The sequence below is a fragment of the Moraxella nasibovis genome, assembly GCF_029581575.1.
Taxonomy (GTDB): Bacteria; Pseudomonadota; Gammaproteobacteria; order Pseudomonadales; family Moraxellaceae; genus Moraxella; species Moraxella nasibovis.
This window is the reverse complement of record NZ_CP089975.1, coordinates 860,950-879,795: the sequence shown is the minus strand read 5'-3', so window position 1 is coordinate 879,795 and position 18,846 is coordinate 860,950. Positions and strand designations below refer to the sequence as shown.

At 47.5% G+C, this 18,846-nt stretch carries 18 protein-coding genes; 2 read left to right on the top strand and 16 right to left on the bottom strand.

Going from position 1 to position 18,846, the window contains the following annotated elements:
- Nucleotides 1-24: 24 nt before the first annotated feature.
- The 8 genes from LU290_RS04165 to ffh form a co-directional block, all read right to left on the bottom strand.
- Entirely contained in the window at nucleotides 25-546 is a 522-nt protein-coding gene (locus tag LU290_RS04165) for a KdsC family phosphatase (RefSeq protein WP_277809290.1), read from the bottom strand.
- A gap of 9 nt (nucleotides 547-555) precedes the next feature.
- On the bottom strand, nucleotides 556-1,536 hold the full coding sequence (locus LU290_RS04160; protein WP_277809289.1) for a KpsF/GutQ family sugar-phosphate isomerase: 981 nt from the start codon (nucleotides 1,534-1,536) through the stop codon (nucleotides 556-558).
- 148 nt (nucleotides 1,537-1,684) lie between these two features.
- Nucleotides 1,685-2,599, bottom strand: a complete 915-nt coding sequence (gene ubiA / locus LU290_RS04155; RefSeq protein ID WP_277809288.1) for a 4-hydroxybenzoate octaprenyltransferase — start codon at nucleotides 2,597-2,599, stop codon at nucleotides 1,685-1,687.
- Nucleotides 2,596-2,883, bottom strand: a complete 288-nt coding sequence (locus tag LU290_RS04150) for a hypothetical protein (RefSeq protein WP_277809287.1) — start codon at nucleotides 2,881-2,883, stop codon at nucleotides 2,596-2,598. The genes ubiA and LU290_RS04150 overlap by 4 nt, the downstream gene beginning before the upstream one ends.
- 54 nt (nucleotides 2,884-2,937) lie before the next feature.
- Nucleotides 2,938-3,747: a class I SAM-dependent methyltransferase gene (locus LU290_RS04145; RefSeq protein ID WP_277809286.1), complete on the bottom strand. Its 810-nt coding sequence runs from the start codon at nucleotides 3,745-3,747 to the stop codon at nucleotides 2,938-2,940.
- Between the two features lie 3 nt (nucleotides 3,748-3,750).
- Nucleotides 3,751-4,593 (bottom strand): undecaprenyl-diphosphate phosphatase, encoded by an 843-nt coding sequence (locus tag LU290_RS04140; RefSeq protein ID WP_277809285.1) that lies wholly within the window; start codon nucleotides 4,591-4,593, stop codon nucleotides 3,751-3,753.
- Nucleotides 4,594-4,682: 89 nt separating this feature from the next.
- Nucleotides 4,683-5,360, bottom strand: a complete 678-nt coding sequence (tsaB, locus tag LU290_RS04135) for a tRNA (adenosine(37)-N6)-threonylcarbamoyltransferase complex dimerization subunit type 1 TsaB (protein ID WP_277809284.1) — start codon at nucleotides 5,358-5,360, stop codon at nucleotides 4,683-4,685.
- Nucleotides 5,361-5,442: 82 nt separating this feature from the next.
- Complete coding sequence (gene ffh / locus LU290_RS04130) at nucleotides 5,443-6,987, bottom strand: signal recognition particle protein (protein WP_277809283.1); 1,545 nt, start codon at nucleotides 6,985-6,987, stop codon at nucleotides 5,443-5,445.
- A 318-nt stretch (nucleotides 6,988-7,305) separates the two neighbouring features.
- On the opposite strand from ffh, the gene LU290_RS04125 reads away from it, so the two are divergent.
- Entirely contained in the window at nucleotides 7,306-8,094 is a 789-nt protein-coding gene (locus tag LU290_RS04125) for a cytochrome C assembly family protein (protein WP_370688542.1), read from the top strand.
- A gap of 134 nt (nucleotides 8,095-8,228) precedes the next feature.
- Here LU290_RS04125 and LU290_RS04120 read toward each other — a convergent pair whose 3' ends face one another.
- The 8 genes from LU290_RS04120 to argC all read right to left on the bottom strand — a co-directional run bounded on the left by LU290_RS04120 (nucleotide 8,229) and on the right by argC (nucleotide 17,719).
- On the bottom strand, nucleotides 8,229-8,777 hold the full coding sequence (locus LU290_RS04120) for a PepSY domain-containing protein (RefSeq protein WP_277809282.1): 549 nt from the start codon (nucleotides 8,775-8,777) through the stop codon (nucleotides 8,229-8,231).
- 161 nt (nucleotides 8,778-8,938) lie between these two features.
- Nucleotides 8,939-9,793, bottom strand: coding sequence for a bifunctional methylenetetrahydrofolate dehydrogenase/methenyltetrahydrofolate cyclohydrolase FolD (gene folD / locus LU290_RS04115; protein ID WP_277809281.1), 855 nt, complete (start codon nucleotides 9,791-9,793; stop codon nucleotides 8,939-8,941).
- 101 nt (nucleotides 9,794-9,894) lie between these two features.
- Nucleotides 9,895-12,249 carry an ATP-dependent Clp protease ATP-binding subunit ClpA gene (clpA, locus tag LU290_RS04110; protein ID WP_277809280.1) on the bottom strand — a complete coding sequence of 785 codons (2,355 nt, stop codon included), beginning with the start codon at nucleotides 12,247-12,249 and terminating at the stop codon, nucleotides 9,895-9,897.
- Nucleotides 12,250-12,327: 78 nt separating this feature from the next.
- Nucleotides 12,328-12,672 (bottom strand): ATP-dependent Clp protease adaptor ClpS, encoded by a 345-nt coding sequence (locus LU290_RS04105; protein ID WP_277809279.1) that lies wholly within the window; start codon nucleotides 12,670-12,672, stop codon nucleotides 12,328-12,330.
- 227 nt (nucleotides 12,673-12,899) lie between these two features.
- On the bottom strand, nucleotides 12,900-13,670 hold the full coding sequence (locus LU290_RS04100) for a DUF3450 domain-containing protein (protein ID WP_277809278.1): 771 nt from the start codon (nucleotides 13,668-13,670) through the stop codon (nucleotides 12,900-12,902).
- 135 nt (nucleotides 13,671-13,805) lie between these two features.
- On the bottom strand, nucleotides 13,806-16,019 hold the full coding sequence (locus LU290_RS04095) for a heavy metal translocating P-type ATPase (protein WP_277809277.1): 2,214 nt from the start codon (nucleotides 16,017-16,019) through the stop codon (nucleotides 13,806-13,808).
- Between the two features lie 209 nt (nucleotides 16,020-16,228).
- Nucleotides 16,229-16,441, bottom strand: coding sequence for a heavy-metal-associated domain-containing protein (locus LU290_RS04090; protein WP_277809276.1), 213 nt, complete (start codon nucleotides 16,439-16,441; stop codon nucleotides 16,229-16,231).
- Between the two features lie 219 nt (nucleotides 16,442-16,660).
- Nucleotides 16,661-17,719 (bottom strand): N-acetyl-gamma-glutamyl-phosphate reductase, encoded by a 1,059-nt coding sequence (gene argC / locus LU290_RS04085; RefSeq protein ID WP_277809275.1) that lies wholly within the window; start codon nucleotides 17,717-17,719, stop codon nucleotides 16,661-16,663.
- A gap of 488 nt (nucleotides 17,720-18,207) precedes the next feature.
- On the opposite strand from argC, the gene folE reads away from it, so the two are divergent.
- Nucleotides 18,208-18,813: a GTP cyclohydrolase I FolE gene (gene folE, locus LU290_RS04080; protein ID WP_277809274.1), complete on the top strand. Its 606-nt coding sequence runs from the start codon at nucleotides 18,208-18,210 to the stop codon at nucleotides 18,811-18,813.
- Nucleotides 18,814-18,846 lie beyond the last annotated feature (33 nt).

Genomic DNA, 18,846 nt, shown 5'->3' with positions numbered 1-18,846 from the left:
TGGTCTTTTTGATTAAAAAAGTCATCATAAAAATTTACGAATAAAATCATCGTACTTACCTTGTGCTTGCAAAATCAGCTCGCACGCCTCTCTGACCGCACCGTAGCCACCCGCCTTAGTGGTCACGACATCGGCAGTTTTTTGGACAATGTCCGCACCATTTGGCACGCTTATGCCCAACCCTGCCTCACGAATCGCCTTTAAATCTGGCAAATCATCGCCCATATAAGCACATTCATCCAATGATAAGCCCAGATCACCTGCCAATGCCGACAATGCGGTAAATTTATCCTCTCGCCCCTGCACGACATGATGAATGCCAAGCTCTTTGGCACGGCGAGCGACCATGGGCGAACTTCGTCCTGTGATGATGGCAAGCACGACGCCCGCCTCTTTTAAAGCGACCAAGCCTACGCCATCATGCACATGAAACGCCTTGGTTTCCACATCATCCGCATTATAGATGATTTTACCATCGGACAATACACCATCAACATCCATGGCAAGGAGCTTGATTTTACTGGCTTTGGTTGCGACTGTTGTCATGTTTTATCCTTAGCTTACGCCTGCTTGTACTACATCATGAATGCTTAATACGCCTTGCAATTTACCACCATCTAGCACCAAAAGCTGTCCGATACCATATTCATTCATCATGCTCAAAGCGTCCGATGCACGCACCTCGCCTGTGGTGTGCTTAGGCGTTTGTGTCATGATGTCGCCAATTTTTACACTCAAATCCACACGCTCAGCAAGTTTTCGGCGTAAATCGCCATCGGTAAAGACACCCACCACGCCATCACGGTCATCAACCACTACCGCAAGCCCCAAGCGACCACTCGTCATGACCAGTAGCGTGTCGTGCAAACTGGCGGTTTGCTTGACCACGGGCAAATCATCTGCGTGCATCAAATCTTGCACACGAGTCAAAAGTTTGCGCCCCAATGCCCCTGCTGGGTGCGACAAAGCAAAATCATCACTGGTAAAACCACGAGCGTGCAATAACGCCACCGCCAACGCATCGCCCAAAGCCAGCGTCGCTGTCGTACTAGAAGTCGGCGCCAGCCCAAGCGGACACGCCTCTTCAGATTTGCCCAATGTCAAAGCGACATCAGCAGCTTGCGGTAAAAAGCCACGCTTATCACGGCTGATACTGATAAGCGGAATGCCAAGCTGTTTCACCACAGGAATCAACATACGAATCTCATCAGACTCGCCAGAATTAGAAATGGCAATCAGCACATCGCCTTTGACCAGCATACCCAAATCGCCATGCCCTGCCTCCCCTGGATGCACAAAAAACGCAGGCGTACCTGTCGAGGCAAGCGTAGCGGCAATCTTGCGACCGATATGCCCTGACTTACCCATACCAGTGATGACCACACGGCGATCACACGCCAAAATCGTGCGACACGCCTCATTAAATCGCTCATCAAGCTCATCAATGAGTAAGTCGAGCGCTCGCTGTTCGGTGCGAATGGCGGTAATCGCCTCTGGGATAAAATCAGTCTTTGTTGTAAAATCGGTATTCATCATACACACAAGTTCATTATTATGGTTAAAATATTACGGTTAAAATCCATTAGCTATTGGCTATTATTAACGCCAATCATCCGCCATCATATCACATTTGAACGGCTAAATTGGCGAAATTTTGTGGCGAAATTGTGAGATTTTAGCAAAATCACGCCATGCCATACCGCACCACACACGCCAGCACAATCACAACAAGCACCGCTCGCCCCACCCATGCATTATGGCGAAACGCAGCAAAACACGCCAAGCGTTCATGAGTTTTGGTTTTTTCATATTGCACCGCAAACAGCACCGACAAAATGACCGCCAACAAGCAAGCCACCAACCAGCCAAACAGCCCAGATGTCAATGCGACCATGATTGCCAAAAATATCGCCTGCAAACCAACAATCGCTAAAACATCATATTTTCCAAACACTCTTTCAAACAAAATCGCTGTTGATTTTACGCCAATTTTCACATCATCGTCTTTGTCGCACATCGCATATTGCGTATCGTACGCCACCGTCCAGCACATATAAGCGATAAAGGTCAGCCAGCCAGTCGCCCCAACAACAGGCACACCGCCAAATTCGCTATTGACCGCCACAAACGCCATCGGCACGCTCATGCCAAACGCCGCCGCCAGCACCACCTGCGGCAAGTGCGTATGGCGTTTCATGAATGGATAAATAAATGCCAAAGCCACCGCCACAAGCGACCAATAAAACACCGCCAACGGCAAGAAAAACAGCAAACACGCAGAAAGTAGCGACAAACCCACAAAAGTCCAAACCGCCGTGCGTGCCGACAGCCGACCGTCCGCCAAAGGACGAGATTTGGTGCGTTTGACCCGCCCATCTACCTTGCGGTCGGCAAAGTCGTTAATCGCACAGCCTGCCGCTCGCATGAGTATCGCCCCAAGCGTAAAAACAACCAGCAATTTAACACTGGGCAATCTGCCATACTCTGCCGCCGCCAAAAACAACGCCCACAAAGTCGGATACAGCAAAAGCTCCGTGCCAACAGGCTTATCAAAGCGAGTTAATTGTAGCCAAGCGATGACTTTATCCGACCAAGTCATGCCACTGGCTCATCTTTTTTGGCGGGCTGTTGGCTTTGGGCGTTTTGCTGATGAAAAATCTGGCTCACTTCCACCGCTTGCAATAAATTTAGCTCGCCAAATTCCTGACGCAGTGCCTTGACCGCTTTTGTTTGGTCTTGGCTTTGACGCACCAGCTCGCCATAGCGTGCGATGTATTTTTGCTTATCCATCGCCTGCCAAAGCTGTTTAATTTTGCGTCTGAGCGAAAAATTTTGCCATGTCATAAGTAGCACCACAAACAGCACCAAATATTCGTATTGCATCATCACTCCTTTTAAGTTTATCGTATCAATTTTTATCGTATGAATTTTATCGTATCACCAATCATATTTATCAAAACGAATGGCGTCATTTGCCACGCTTTGAGTGGGCGGTTGATTCGCCAAAAACGGTGCTAAAATCGGGCGTTTTACCACGATTTTTCCGCCATCTTTGAGCTTGGTTTTGCCAATTGCCAAAAAATTTTGCTCATCCATCTTGTCAGGCGGTGTTGCCAATTCATGCAAAATCTGCATATTTTTATTGACCTTTGCCGAATAGCTGTCGGCAGGAAACATCGGATCAAGATACAATAAATCCACGCTTGGCAACTTCGCCACCAGAGACACATCAAAAAAACTGCCGTGCATAATACTGATTCTTGACAGCAATTTTTGCCAATTAATATTTTGTCCCATCAGCTCATATTCATAAAAAAGTAGCAACGAGACGAGCGGATTTTGCTCAAGCATGACCACGCTTGCCCCTGTACTTGCCAAAATCAGCCCGTCATGCCCAAAGCCTGCCGTACCATCAAGCACCGTCATGTCCGAAGTGAGCCTGCACGCCTGCAAAATCAGCTCAGATTTTCGCCCCGCACTGACGATTCGCTTGGTCAAAGACTGCCAATTAAGATAAGATTTTATCACGCTGCCGCCATCAATCTTGATGAGCATGGGCGTATTTTTGACGATGGTGATGATAGCCTTGCCTACATTTTCACTGGCAAATGATGTGATGAATTTGTCGCTTAATTTTGGCAAAGTATGAAAAGACAACGCCAAAGGCAGATTTTTTTGTTGAGTTAGCTGTACCAACCGCTCAAAAACCACCCCATCGTCTGCCGTGCCAATCACTGATACTTGCATGGATCAGCCTTGAATCTGATAGCCAAACAAAAAATACGCCAGCAGCACAATCACGCCTGTGATGATACGCAAATACGCAAAAATCATAAAATCTTTTTTGGAAACCCACGCCACCATAAAGCGAATGCACAGCAAAGCCACCACAAAAGACACCAGCGTTCCTACGCCCAAAATCGCCCAGTCTTCGCCTGTTTTGAGCGCATCTTTATGATCCAATAAGTCCAGCAGTGCCGCACCCACGATGACAGGAATGCCCAAGAAAAACGAAAACTCGGTTGCCGCCTTGCGAGACGCCCCAAACCACAAAGCCCCAATGATGGTCGCCCCAGAACGAGAAGTCCCTGGAATCAGAGCAAGGCATTGTGCCAAGCCGATTTTTAATGCCATTTTAAAATCAATCGCCTCAGCCTCCGCCGCCTTGATCGGTCGTGGGTGCTTTTCAACATAAGCGATCAGCACCGCCCCAACGATCAGCATGGTCGCCACGACCAACGGATGAAACAGCACTTCGGTAATAAAATCTTTGAGCGTAAATCCCACCACCATCACAGGCAAAGTCGCAATGATCAAGGCAAACCCCAAGCCTCGTGGGTTCGCCATGCCATCCGCCCTGCCTGTCAAAAGCCCCAAAAACGCCGTCCAAAGTCTGCCCCAGTAGTCATAAATGACCGCCAAAATCGCCCCAAGCTGAATAAAGACAATGAACAAATCCCGCTTTTCTTTGTCCCAAAAATTCATTAAATCGGCGGACAAAATCAAATAGCCTGTGCTTGAAATGGGTAAAAATTCGGCAACCCCCTCAACAATACCCATGATGACGGCTTTGATTAGTAATAAAATATCCATGTGATTTTTCAGCTTATATGATTGATTTTAAAAGAATTTTTATAGAATTTCTCATCAAGAAATCCCAAAGACTGCACGGCAGATTTTTGCTATTTTTTGCCTTGTTCTGCCAAAGTTTTCCACGCATTATGGCGTAAATACACAGGCAAGGCGTTTTTGGCAGTAACACCGCCATTATTAAGATAATCTACATAAGCAATCTTACCAATGTCGCTGGCGGTTGGATTTAAAGTGATTTTTTTGCCAGCCGTTTGTACAAATTCACCACCATTGCCAATCACAAAATCCGCCACCACTTCGCTGCCATACGCCAAAAGTTTTTCATCGCTAATGGTGACAAGTTTGTCATTTTTGACTTGATAAAATCCTGCATACACTTCGTTTTGGCGAGCGTCAATACAGCTTGCGATGATGGCATTTTCGCCCAGATTATGCGTGGTTTTGCGATGTACAAAAAACGCATTGGCAAGCGCATAAAGGCTAGATACGCCCACACACGGCAACTCGTGGGCAAACGACAACGCCTGCACCACAGCGGTATTGATACGAATGCCACTAAACGCCCCTGGTCCACGGTTGAACGCCAATACATCAAAATCAGCCAGAGATAATTTAGTTTCTTTTAATAATTCATCAATCATCGGCAAGATGGTCTCAGTCTGCCCACGACTGCCAGCGATGGTTGTTTCGGCAAGCACCATATCATTATCCAAAATCGCCACCGAACATTGCTCAAACACCGTATCTAAGGCGAGTAGCTTGGTCATACATCATTTCCATAAAAACACAAGAACACCCAAGGCTGGGTGCTACTTGTCGTTAGGTTAAATTTGGTCAAAGGCTTAAATCTTAAAAGCGTTTTTTGAAATTTGGAAATTGATTTTCCATCGCTTGCATTTGCTTTTGCATTTCTTCCATGCTTGGCATATTGTTCGGATCAAGCCCCAAATCTGCCATAGATTGACGCATTTGTGTCTCATTCATGCCAGATGGATTGCCAGCATTGGCATTGCCACCAAACAACGGACCACCGCCAGACATACCCTTCGTCAGACCCTGCACCGCTTTCATCATCTTGCCAATGCCGTCAGGTCGACTGATCATTTTCATCATTTTTGCCATCTGCTTGTGCTGTTTGAGCAGGCGATTGACATCTTGGATTTGCTTGCCAGAACCTGCGGCGATACGGCGTTTGCGACTTGGCGTAATCTTGTCTGGATTTTGGCGTTCAAATGGCGTCATGGAGTGAATGAGTGCCTCCATTTCTTTGACTTTTTCCTCAGGCTTTGCCTCTTCCATCGCTTTTTGTAGGTCAGCGCCGCCCATGCCCGGCATTTTGTCCAAAAACCCTGCCATACCGCCAAGATTTTTCATCTGCTGGAATTGGTTGAGCAAATCTTCAAGGTCAAACTCGCCGCCTTTTTGCAGCTTTTTCGCCATGCGCTCGGCTTGCTCACGGTCGATTTTACTCTCAACTTCCTCAACCAAGCTCAGCACATCGCCCATGCCCAAAATACGCTGGGCGATACGCTCAGGGTGAAACAGCTCCAACGCTTCAAGTTTTTCGCCACGCCCCAAAAACTTAATCGGCTTACCAGTAATCGCTCGCACGGACAATGCCGCACCACCACGAGCATCGCCGTCGGTTTTGGTCAAAATCACGCCCGTCAAAGGCAGTGCGTCATTGAACGCTTTGGCGGTATTGGCAGCGTCCTGACCTGTCATGCTATCCACGACAAACAAAGTCTCAGTTGGAGTGACAGCCGCCGTCAATTCCTTGATTTCATTCATCATTTCTTCATCAATGGCAAGGCGACCTGCCGTATCGATGATCAAAATGTCGGCGTATTTTAATTTTGCCTCTTCGATGGCACGCTTGGCAATGTCAATCGGATTTTCACTGGTGCTAGACGGCACGAACATCGCACCGACTTGACCTGCCACAAATTCCAGCTGATTGATCGCCGCAGGACGATACACATCTGCCGACACCAGCATGACTTTTTTCTTTTGCTTTTCTTGCAAAAATTTCGCCAACTTACCTGCAGTGGTGGTTTTACCCGCACCTTGTAAGCCTGCCAAGAGATACACCACTGGCGGTTTGCCCGTCATTTCCAAAGACTGATTTGCCGAACCCATCATCTCGGTCAGCTCATCATAGACGATTTTGACGAAAGCTTGCCCTGGTTGTAGCTCTTTTAAGACTTCTTGACCCAAAGCCTGCTCTTTCACCTTGGCAACAAACTCACGAGCCACAGGCAATGCCACATCCGCCTCTAGCAGTGCCATACGCACTTCACGCAGCGTGTCTTTGATGTTGTCTTCGGTAAGCTGACTGCTGCCTGTGATGTTACGCAAACTGCCAGAGAGTCGTTCGGTTAAGGTATCAAACATAGTCTATCCAAAAATTTTTAAATAAAATGGGTAAATTGTATCACAATCTTAGAATATTGCAATTTTTGCCGCCATCAAAAGCCCCAAAGAGCGTAAATTTTCCCACAAGCACCGCCAAAACCCACCCAAAAAACTTAAAATCATTTGAAATGACTTGAAAATAAACCATCAGCGTGCAATTTTCAGTGTATAATAATGAACAAATTCCATCCAAAATTGGCAAAGTTTTTCGTCATTTTGAGTGGTTGTCAGTGTTTTTAATTTTGATCGTTTTGTCAGTTTAAATAATCAACTTAAATAATCAACAAAGGTGATTTTGTGTATAGCTATTTGCTTGCCATTGGTTGCTATCTTGGGGCGGGTTTTTGTTTGTTTCGTAGCCTAGATGACATTTCACACGCCAAAAAATCCGTCATTTTAGGCTGGCTATTATTGGGCGTGCTGTTTCATGGCGCACAGCTTTTGCCTAACATCATCACCGCTGACGGTCTAAATTTTAGCCTGTTTAACACCCTAAGTCTCATCAGCTTGATTTTTGCTTGCTGTTTTGTGCTGTTTAGCCTATACCGCCCCATTTTAAGTCTGGGCGTACTTGCCACGCCTGCGGCACTGCTTGGCGTAAGCTTGGGGTATTTTGGGCGTAGTGATTATGAGCCATTGGTCAGTTTAAACCCCCTGCTACAAACTCACATTTTGCTGTCTTTTGCCGCATACTGCGTGCTATTGATGGCGACTGTGCAGGCGGTGATTTTAAAATTACAAATCAGAGAACTAAAACATCAGACGATTCATCGTTTTTGGGTGAGTAAATTACCAAGTCTACAAAGCATGGAGAGTCTGTTATTTGACATGATTTTGGTGGGTTTTGTCATTTTAAGCATGGCGCTTGGGCTGGGCTTTGTGGCGACTTATGACATCATGGCACAGCACATCGCCCACAAGCTGTTTTTTAGCGTGCTGTCTTGGGCGATGTTTGGTATTTTTATCATCGGTCATTATCGCTTTGGTTGGCGTGGCAAGCGTGCGGCAAATTTCACGATTTATGGCTTTATTTTGCTTGCCATCGGCTTTGTCGGCTCAAAGGCGGTGATGGATTTACTGATTTAAACTGACCCAAAAAAGCCCATGCCAAATTTCAACATGGCACGGGCATCAACAATGACGATACAAAAATGACACTACAAAAGCCGAAGAGTCAGGCGCTTTGCTACCCCCTGCTGGCTGACCCCTTGCTCACTGAATCAATCATCATAATCCACACGACTGCTTAAAATCTGCCCATTGGCAGCGTCGATGTGCAGCTCATAAGGGTGCGCGCCATCGATTTTCACTTCATAATAAGAACCCGTCACTTTGCGTTCCAAATCAACTTCACGCACCACACCCGCTTGGGCATTTTGTGCGATGATGAGCGCATCTTTTAGGCGCAGATTGACATTTGGCAGCACATTCACATCATATTCTTGATCGATGGACAGCACATCACCTGAGCGAGCATCGATGAGTACGGTGTATTCGTGCGTGGCGGTGATGGTTTCAATCTCATAAGCACCGCCACCATGCCCGTGATACACTTCCAAATTGACCGCCACGCCGCCTGTTTTCGCCTCTGCGATGCTGATGGCGGTCGGCAGATCAAACGCCTGATGCGTGCTGGACACTGGCGCTGCCTGAGTGCTAGCCGTGCTGTTGGTGGGCAAATTGACCTTAGGAATACGAATGTCGCCTGTATTGGTACAGCCTGTCATGATGGCGGCACACGCCAAAATTGTGATGTATGATGATTTCATATAAGCTCCAAAATCTTAAAAAACCCTCTTGCCATAAGTCATGGCATCGTGAATATGCACATCATAACCCACTTAACTTAGCACAAAATTAGGCAAAAAATTAGGTGGAAAAAACCACCCCAAACAAAAGCTGCTCGGGGTGGCAAGATGGTTTTGTCAAATTAACGCAAGCCTGCTTCTAGCTCGGCAGCTTCTACCGTCTGGCGGATAAGCGTGTTAATCGTCATCGGACCGACACCGCCCGGTACTGGCGTGTATGCCGATGCAATGCTTTCGATGCCAGACAGCTCAATGTCACCACAGCCACCATTTGGCGTTGGGTGGAAACCTGCATCCACGACAATCGCACCTTGTTTGATCCAGTCTTTTTTAATCAGCTCTGGCACACCGACCGCACCGACCACGATGTCCGCTTGGCGAATGTGTTCTGACAGATTTTTGGTGCGAGAATGGCAAATGGTTACGGTGCAGTTGGCGTTTAGTAGCATGGCTGCCATCGGCTTACCCAAAATCGCACTGCGACCCACCACCACAGCATGCTTGCCAGACAGCTCCACATTGTAATGATTTAGTAAGTGCATGATGCCTTGTGGTGTGCAAGAGCCATAAGCAGGCTCGCCCATCGCCATGCGTCCATAGCCTAGGCAAGTTACGCCATCAACATCTTTGGCAAGGCTGATACGATCAAAGCACGCTCGTTCATCAATCTGCTCTGGCACTGGGTGCTGCAATAAAATGCCATGCACATCAGGATTGGCGTTCAGCTCGTCAATCTTGGCAAGCAGCTCTTCGGTCGTGGTCGCTTGTGGCATTTCCACGCGAATGCTGTCCATGCCGATACGCTTGCAGGCATTGCCTTTCATACGCACATAAGTCGCTGACGCTGGATCATCGCCCACCAAAATGGTCGCCAAAATCGGTGTACGACCTGTTTTTTCTTTTAAAATTGCCACTCGTGCCGACAGCTCGCCTTCAACCGAGCTTGCCAACGCCTTACCATCTAAAATCTGTGCCATAGCCATTCCTTAAAAATGAAAAACCAAAATAAAGCCGAGCAACCACAAGTCATGACTTACAGTCGCTCAAAAAGTCTATAAAAAACCATTCAATCCGATGCTTAATCATCAGATTTTTCTGTGGTAGATTGTATCACATTAAAGCGTAATTTTGTCAGATTTTGCTTTTCAATTTGCTTATCAGCCTGATTATCATCTCGTCCATCAAACGACAAATCATCACTTGCCATCAGCGAAATCTGCACCACACCACCGCCTGCCAGCTCGCCAAACAAAATCATCTCCGCCAACGGTTTTTTGAGTTCGTTTTGGATCAGTCTTGCCATCGGTCTTGCTCCCATCAGCCGATCATAGCCTTTTTTGGCAAGATATGCTCGTGCCTCATCATCAATGTCTAGCACGACATTTTTTTCATCCAGCTGAGTTTGTAGCTCCACGATGAATTTATCCACCACAGATGCCATCACACGCTCATCAAGCGGTGCAAAATTGACAATGGCATCTAGGCGATTGCGAAATTCTGGCGTAAAAGTGCGTTTTAGTGCGTCTGTATGGTCGGCAGAATGATCCTGATGAGTAAAGCCCATAGACGCACGGCTGATACTTTCTGCACCGACATTGGTCGTCATGATCAAAATAACCTGCTTAAACGACACCGAGCGTCCATTATTGTCCGTCAGCGTGCCATGATCCATGACTTGCAGTAGCAAGTTAAACACATCTGGGTGAGCTTTTTCAATCTCATCAAGTAGTAGCACCGAGTGCGGGTGTTTGTGGATTTTTTCGGTCAAAAGCCCGCCTTGATCAAAGCCCACATAACCGGGTGGCGAACCAATCAGACGAGATGCGGTATGAGCCTCCATGTACTCACTCATGTCAAAACGCACAAACTCCACACCCAAAGCAAAGGCAAGCTGTTTGCACACTTCTGTCTTACCCACCCCTGTCGGACCTGCGAACATGAACGCACCGATGGGCTTGTTGGCAGGTTTTAGTCCAGCTCGTGCCAATTTGATCGCCGATGACACACTCTCAATCGCCTCATCTTGCCCAAAAATGACATGTTTTAGATTGCGCTCAAGATTTTTTAGGGTGTCTTTGTCGTCTTTGGAGACAGATTTTGGTGGAATGCGGGCAATTTTTGCCACCACTTCCTCAATCATGGCAACATCAATCACAGCAGGCTCATCATCGCCATCATCAGCATTTAGCCCTAGCAATCTAACTGCCGCCCCAGCTTCGTCCATCACATCAATCGCCTTGTCAGGCAAAAATCTATCCTGAATGTAGCGTGCCGACAAATCCGCCGCCGCTGTCAGTGCCTCATCGGTATAACGCACCTGATGATGAGATTCGTAATATTGCTTTAAGCCCTGTAAAATCGCCACCGTATCCGCCACAGACGGCTCGGTGACATCAATTTTTTGAAAACGGCGAGACAGTGCGTGATCTTTTTCAAAAATCTGCCGATGCTCATTAAAAGTGGTTGAGCCGATGCAGCGAAGCTCGCCACTGGACAAGGCAGGCTTTAGCAGATTGGAGACATCCATCGTGCTGTTCATGGTAGAGCCTGCACCGATGACGGTATGAATTTCATCAATAAAAAGCACCGCATTGGGCTGATTTTTTAGGGCGGTCAAAAGCGCTTTCATGCGATTTTCAAAGTCGCCACGAAATTTCGTCCCTGCCACCAACGCCCCCAAATCAAGGCTATAAATCACCATGTCTTTTAAGGCGCTGGGTGCTTTGCCATTGACAATCAGCCATGCCAAGCCCTCAGCAATGGCGGTCTTGCCCACGCCTGCCTCGCCCACAAGCAAGGGGTTATTTTTGCGGCGGCGGCACAGCACTTGGGCAGTACGCTCAATCTCAGCCTCACGCCCAACCAAAGGATCAATGTGTGCATCTTTGGCTCGCTCATTTAAATTCACCGCAAATTCCGCCAGTGGATCTTTACTGGCTTTGGCAGATTTTCCACTTTTTTTGGGCGTGTCTTGCTCGCCCGTGTCATCACTTGGTGCATATTTATCTTGCTGATTGTGCGATAAATAACGCAATACTCGCAGTTTATTGACATCACGATTTTGTAGCAGATAGACCGACTGCGAATCTTTTTCATTAAAAATCGCCACCAGTACATCTGTACAGTCAATCAGTCGCTCCGTGCCAGCCGACTGCTGATGCCAGATGGCTCGTTGTAGCACTCGCTCGCACGATTTGGTGGGTTTGATGCGTGCAAGATCATTGCTGGTCTTTGGCATGTACTCAGACAAATAAGCCTTCAGCTCATCACTCAGCGCACCGACATCCACCCCAAAGTCGCCGAGCATCTGACTCACCGACTCATCACTTAAAAGCCCAAGCAAAAGATGTTCGACAGTGATGTATTCGTGGCGGTGGTTTTTGGTATAATTTTCAATGCGCTGACGCACCGTTTCAAATTCTGCGCTAAACATAACTCCCCCAAAATCGTTCTTAGCAATTCATCATCGATGAAGCATTTTGATTAATATTTGCTTTAAATGCTGTCATCATCACTGCTTTTCAAGCGTGGTCAAAAGCGGATATTCCATCTCTTCGGCAAGCTCCGTCACCTGCGCCACTTTCATCTCGCCAATCTCATAAGGCAAAATCGCCACCACCGCACGCCCCGTCTCATGAATGGCATACATCAGCTCCACCGCACGCTCTGGCGTATGATGAAAAATCTCCATCAGCACATACACCACAAAATCCATCGTCGTATAATCATCATTATGCATGACGACCGCATACATCGGTGCATAAGCTTGCTCTGCTTTGTTGAGCACCGCCACATCAGCCTCCATCTCATGAAATTCATCATCGCCCTCTTGGCAAGTCACAGTCAAACTCGTCATTTTATTCATAATTAACACTCTCTTAAATTATTCTTAAATAATTCATGCTTAAATAAAATAAATGGGCGCAAATACCTCACCCAACTTGCAATATTTTCATGAGTTTTAACCCACTTGTCAAAACCATCACCGCCAACAACCAATGCAAATCCATACAAATTAGGCAAATTCATGCAATCAAAACATCAGCCAAACAAAAAGCCGAGCGCATGCCCGACTTTTATGAATCACTGACTGCCAATGGGTCGATTGTCCGTACTGCCTGCCTCCGACAGCGAAGTCGGCGCATCGGTGATGACTCGACCAACTTGCCAGTTATAAAGTTGCTGCACTTTTTGATCGCCTGCGACAAGATCAAGTTTCATCTGCTGTGGCACAAAGCCTTCTGGCATCACAAAGCGCCCACGGATGTTCGCCACGCCATCGATCTCATAGCTGGCAGGCTCCAGCGGAATCTCCACCATGCTCGTGGCATTGAGCAGTGTGAGTCGTGGTGTCATGCGCACCGCCTTGCCAGACACATCGATCATCGCCACATCAAAGCGATATTCAAAAGTATTTTCTGGCAGTGAACCGATCTCAGAAGCGATGACTTTTAGCGCCACACCACCTTGCTCAGCCACTGATGATTTTAGCAAATCATTCACCTGTTGTAGCTGCAAGTTCTTGGTTTCTAAGGCTTTTTGCTCAGCATTTAGGCGCTCAAGATTACCCAAGCTGATGTCACGCTCTTTGGTGATGGCGTCGATTTGTGCCTGCATCTTGGCACTTTGCGCCGCCAATGCACTTTGGTCAGCACTTGCTGCCTGATCTGTGATGGCATCTTGGGTGGCGTGTACGCCTTGACGGTGCCCAACCTGATAGCCGATGAATGCGACCACAAGCGCCGTAAAGATGAGCGCTGCCAAAAACAGCGCCAAAATCTGCGCCGTCGTGCCCTGCTGATGCGCATGTGACGACGCACGAGCAGGACGAAATGAAGTGGTTATTTTTGACATAATTTTAAAAATGAAAAATAAGCAAAAGAAATTTGGTTATTATAGCAAATATCTGACCAATATTCGTGGCATTTTTGCAAAAATTTATAAAAAATTCAAACCACACCATTCATCATCACACAACCAAATCACAAATCAAGCGTCCGTCAGCGATAAGCGTTTTAGTCGCAGTGCATTGCCAAGCACGCACATTGAGCTTAGCGCCATCGCTGCCGCCGCAATGATGGGGCTAAGCAGCCCCACTGCCGCCAGACCTATGCCAAAGACATTGTAAATAAAGGCGAAAAATAAGTTTTGCTTGATGGTCGTCAAAGTGGCTTTGGCGATGAGGTGCGCATGATAAGCACCAAGCAGCGAATCCCCCATCAGCTCGGCAGAGGCGGCGTATTTGGCAACACCTGAGGCGTCATGCACCGAAAAACTTGCCTGCGCTGCCGCCATCGCTGGTGCATCATTGACACCATCACCAATCATGGCAACAATACTGCCTTTTTCTTTTAACTCATTGATTTTTAGTGCTTTATCTTTAGGGGAAAGACCACCATACGCCCAAGACACGCCCAAATCCGCCGCCACCGCATCGACCACCGCCTGACGAGCTCCGCTTAATATCATCACCTTTGCGCCCAGTGTTTGCAGTCGGCTCACCACTTCTTTGGCGTCACGCTTTGGTGCGTCGGAAAGTGCATAGGCGGCGATCAGCGCATTATCCACCAAGACAGCGACGACACTACACGCCTGCCAGCTCTCCAAATGCACATCACCATCTGTCTGGCTACGCTCATAGCCAGACAGAAGGCTTGCCATCAGCGCCATCTCATCCGCACTGACAAATGCAGGCGACCCCACTTTCACCACGCCCACACCCTCTATCACGCCTGATAGCCCCTGACCGACGACGGTGTCGACCTCATGCACAGGGTACAAGGACAGCCCTTTATCCAAGGCTTTTTTGACAATGCTTGCGGCAAGCGGATGAGTGGCGTGCTGCTCGACACTTGCAGCAATGGCTAGCACCTCATCATCACGCCATCCGTCTGCCACCCATGAAGCACGGATGATGGGTCTCCCAAGCGTCAGCGTGCCCGTCTTATCAAATGCCATCACATCAACACAACCTGCCACCTCCAAGCTTGGCGCATCTTTAAAGCGAATGCCATGCTTTGCCGCCAGACCCATGCCCGCCATGATGGCAGCTGGCGTGGCAAGTCCAAGCGCACAGGGGCAGGCGATGACCAGCACCGACACCGCCCGCATGAGCGCCATCTCAAATGATCCAAGCCACAGCCAATTCACCAAAAATACAGCCACAGCAAGCGACACCACCACAGGCACAAAAACCGCCGACACCCGATCTGCCAACCGAGCAATGTCCGCCTTTGAGCCTTGTGCCTCATGAAGCGCAGAGATCATCTCAGACAGCGCCGTCTCGTCACCCGTCAGCCTTGCTTGATACTCAAAGCCACCATCGGTCACAATGCTGCCTGCCAGCACCGTGTCGCCCACATCCTTAAAAAGATGCGCACTTTCACCAGTAAGATGCGCCTCATCAAGCATGCCTTTGCCTGCCGTCAGTACACCATCCACAGCAATGCGCTCACCAACCCTTGCCAAAAGCACATCGCCCACCCGAACCTGCCTAAGATCCGTCTTTTGCCAGCCTACACTTGACTGCCGTAGCACCGTCTGCGGCACCAAATCCATCAACGCCGACAGTCCATCCAGACTCTCTTGCTTAGTACGACGCTCCAAATATTTTCCAAGACTGACAAAGGCGATGATCATCACCGACGCCTCAAAATACACGGCACCATGAGCGCCCAGACCACCCTCAGTGAGCCACACATAAGTCGAATACGCCCAGATCGCCGTCGTACCTAGCGCCACCAAGACATCCATATTGGCAAGCCCGCCACGCAAAGATGCCCAAGCCCCTTGATAAAACCGCCAACCAAACACAAACTGCACCACGCTTGCCAGCACAAACTGCACCCAAAGCACAGGCATCAGCGCATGGCTGCCAACCATCATGCCAAGCATACCCAGCCAAAACGGCACACTCAAAAGCCACAGCAGCCATAGCGAATAAGGCACACCTTGCTCATGCGTCGATTCTTCTCCGACCAGCCGCCCTTCAAAGCCGACCTTCTTAATCCATGCAAGCACCTCCTCTGTATCGCCACCACGATGACGAATGCTGAGTGTCTCTGTGGCAAAGTTCACCTGCGCTGACTCAACGGCAGGATTTTTTTGCAGCACCTTTTCAAGGCGGCTGGCGCAGGCTTGACAGGTCATGCCTTTGATGGCAAATTGCTGCTGCACACCAACCTGACTGTCTTTTTGATTCATAAACTTAACTCACCAACCACACAAACCCAAAATCACATCTTACCATCAATCACACCAATTTATCATCAATCACACCAATCACACCCAAAAAAATCTTAAAAAACAAAAAAAACCGAACGGTTGGCATTCGGTTTTTCGGCACATTGGTGCGTATTTTTGCCATGATTGACAAAAACATCATGACAAAATATGATAAAAATATCATAAAATCAAGTGGTGCTAAATCCAGCCCCTTCTACCGCATTGATGATTTCAATTTTATCCAGCAGCTCATCGTCATAAGTCACCACCGCCTGCTGAAGTGGACGGTTTACCTCCACATCCTGCACGCCAGCCAGCCCGTTCAGCGCATTATGCACACTGGTCTCGCAGCCCTCACAGGTCATGCCATACACTTTTAATGTCAAAGTATCAATACTCATCACACTCTCCTTTTTTTAACAGTCTTTTGACAGTTTATGTTTTTGATAATCTTATGGCAATGCGAAATATTCATTTAAAATATTAAGATTTCCAAAGCCATCATTCACCCCAACCACCCCAACCACCCCAACCACCCCAACCACCCCAACCACCCCAACTTTAACACAGCCCACAGCCAAGCACAAGCACGGTTACAAAAATACCACCATCACCGCCCATCAAGGCACGACAGGCACGACTTCCAGCCCCAATTTTTCATCCAGTCCAAACAAAATATTCATGTTTTGCACCGCTTGCCCTGCCGCCCCTTTGACCAAATTGTCCTGCACCACCAGCACCGTGAGTGTCTCGCCGTCTTGATGCACGCCAATTTTTAAAAAATTAGACGCACGAGTGTATCTGGTCTGTGGCAACAACCCCTTAGGCAGCACATCCACAAAATACTCATCTTTAAATTGATTTTCAAACACACTCTGCCAATCCACCGCTTGACCCTTAGCTGTCAGGCTAAGATGAATGGTGCTAAACATACCACGAATCATCGGCACAAGGTGCGGTACAAAGCGGATTTTATGGGGAAATTTTGACTCCAAAAGCTCATGCACGCCTTGCTCAATCTCAGGCAAATGACGATGACCTGCCACGCCATAAGCACTAAAATTATCCGAAGTCTCGCTAAAAATCAAATCCAGCTTAGCACTGCGACCTGCCCCAGAAATGCCTGATTTGGCATCAATGATGATTTTTTCGTCAATGAGCGGACAATCTTGGCGATTTTGCTCAGCAATCACTGCTGACAAGCCCAAAATCGCCGTGGTCGGATAACACCCAGGATTGCCCACCACCTGTGCGTTTTTGATGGCTGCACGGTTAATTTCAGGCAAGCCGTACGCCGCCGCCTTTAAAATCTCTGGACAATCGTGCGTCATGCCGTACCATTTTTCAAAGGCACTCAAATCCTGCAAGCGAAAATCTGCCGCCAAATCAATCACTTTCACACCACGACTGCCCAAAAACGCCGCCGACTTCATCGCAACCCCATGTGGCGTGGCAAAAAACACCACATCGCACTTGGCAAGTGCTTCATCGTCCGCATCGCTAAACACCACATCAGACACACCACGCAAACTTGGAAAAATCTCGCTTGCCTTTTTGCCAGCTTCACTGCGAGAAGTCAGCATGACGATTGTTGCCTTTGGGTGATTGCTCAAAAGACGAATCAGCTCAACACCAGTATAGCCTGTACCACCCACGATACCCACTTTGATTTGCGACATTTTTTTCTCCATCAATTTAATACAAAAACACCATTAATATCACTTTTAGACCAAATTTAAAAGCAACTTTTAGTGATGTCGTAGGTTGGGTTGAGTGCAACGAAACCCAACAAATTCAAATAGTTATATCAAAAAAACGGTAGGCTAAGCCCACCCTACATGACCGCCTGATTTTTTGGTAACTTTACCGCTCTACAAGTATAAACCAAATTTAAAAACAATTTTTAGTCAAAAAGTACTTTATTCCAACTTGTTCTAACTTGAAAATATAACAAATTTTGCCAATTTTTACATGATTTTTTATATTTTTTTGCCAATTTTTAGCCAGATTTACCGTGTTTTTGGCGTCGATTTGGCATTTAGCCCATTTTAAAAGCGCTTTTTTGAGAAAATTTAGCAAATTTTTGCAAATTTTTGCACTTTTGACTTGATAAAATCAAAATTTGAGTTAAGCTATATTGTTTATTTCTTTTATTGTACCGCTTATCATGTCAAATTCTGATCACATTGATTTTATTCCAGATTATGAAAATCTTGCCGCTCATTATGCCAGCGTCATCAAAAGCAGTGGCGAAGATTTGAGCCGTGAAGGTCTGCTAGATACACCCATGCGCGCCGCCAAAGCCTTTGGTCATCTGACTCGTGGCTATCATCAGTCGCTTGAAGTGGTGGCGAACGATGCCATTTTTCCATCGGATAATCCAGAGCTTGTGCTGGTGCAAAACATCGAATTTTATTCGCTGTGCGAGCATCATTTATTGCCGTTTTATGGCGTGGCTCATGTCGGCTATCTGCCAGATGGCAAGGTTTTGGGCTTATCAAAAGTCGCTCGCATTGTGGATATGTACGCTCGCCGCCTACAAATCCAAGAAAATCTCACCAAGCAAGTCGCCCAAGCGATTGAGAGCTTGACGGGCTGTCGTGGCGTGGCGGTGGTGATGGACGCAAGCCACATGTGCATGATGATGCGTGGCGTCGCCAAACAACAATCCACCACTCGCACGGTGAGCATGCTTGGCGAATTTACCACCAACAACCAAGCACGCAGTGAATTTTTGGACGCCATTCCAAAAAGAACGCCTGCGTTTGGCTAATCATTCAGCATGGCAATCCACGCCACTTGGTGT